1 protein-coding gene is annotated in these 1,220 nt (G+C 44.6%); it reads right to left on the reverse strand.

Annotated elements, in window-relative coordinates:
- Positions 1 to 57: 57 nt before the first annotated feature.
- Positions 58 to 1,185, reverse strand: coding sequence for an IS4 family transposase (locus tag NOM01_RS17045; protein WP_255749783.1), 1,128 nt, complete (start codon positions 1,183 to 1,185; stop codon positions 58 to 60).
- Positions 1,186 to 1,220: the final 35 nt, after the last annotated feature.

The raw sequence follows: 1,220 nt of genomic DNA on the forward strand, positions 1-1,220 counted from the left end.
TTTTACAATTTTATCCAGTTAATCAGTGTCCAAGTGTCAACAGCCTTTAAGGTGCCTTTAGGTTACTCGTTTCCTTTTATTCATTTGAAAACGAATACGGCGGAACCATTGCTCACAGGATTTCCAAAGCACAGCTTTGAACCATCGGTTCAGTTGAAGTACTGAACTCGTCGTTTTAAGTTTCTGCTGAATCAAAACGAATAGACTGTAATGAATCAACGCCAAAAGTAGTTGATTCTGGACAGCCTTCTCACTTTGTCCGTAAAATGTTTGGATCCGAACATGTTGCTTCAGCCATTTGAAAAAAAGTTCGATGGCCCATCGATGACGATAGACATCACTGATTTCTGTCGCCGACAAGTCAAAACGATTGGTGATGATCCGAATGTTCTTCCCCTGATCGTCTTGCGCCACGATGAGACGGAAGGCATTTTCCGTTTGGTTTTGAACGCTGCCCAGCAGGATCATTTGATCCGATAAAAGAGAACTTTTCTCGGGGACTTTATAGTTGTGCAGGACATGGATAACGGCATTCTTTTTTAAACGGGAAGCAAAGAACATCCCCTCTTCGGAAAAACGATCAAAGGCCTGGTAATCCACATAGCCTCGATCAAAGACATACATGGCTTCTTTCTCGTCAACGAGCACATCGAGTTGCGAGCGGTCATTGACTTGAGCGGATGTAAGGACTGCTTTTTCCGGAAACACTTGCCCTTTTCCCATAAAGACAAGGCGAAGGTGCAGCTTGACGCCGGCTTTGGTTTTGCGAAAGTGAGCCCATGGATAGCGCTGAGCATTCAGAGGTATCGTCGTCGAATCCACAACCCTGAGCCGTTCATCCATTTGGGGCGCTCGTTTGCCTTTAATCTTGGCGACCAGATCAAGAAAGAGCATCATCAACAGTTGCGGGTCAACCGAGTTATTTTTTCTTGAGAGTTGTGAGGCGCTGATCGACGAGAGACCCGTTGCTTTCTGAAGCTCTTCACTTAAGACGCAGTCCGAAATCGAACGCAGACTGTCTTCTTTCTGGAGATGAGCATACAGAAAAAGGGTCATATAAGCCTTTGTCGTCAGCTTTTTCACGTACTTGTCACCGCCGGTTTGTCCGAGGGTTTCGTCAAGCTGTTTAAAGTTTATCTGATTTAACCATTGCGAAAATGAAGAGAGATGTGTATTCTTATCCATGCGTGAATCCTTTTCTTTGGATTTGGATAGAATCA

Origin of the sequence: Sporolactobacillus sp. STSJ-5 (genome assembly GCF_024385605.1) — a bacterium.
Taxonomy (GTDB): Bacteria; Bacillota; Bacilli; order Bacillales; family Sporolactobacillaceae; genus Sporolactobacillus.

What these genes read in the sequence shown, in the direction of transcription:
- NOM01_RS17045 (WP_255749783.1), bottom strand. Translation starts at nt 1,185, where the DNA reads ATGGATAAGAATACACATCTCTCTTCATTTTCGCAATGGTTAAATCAG.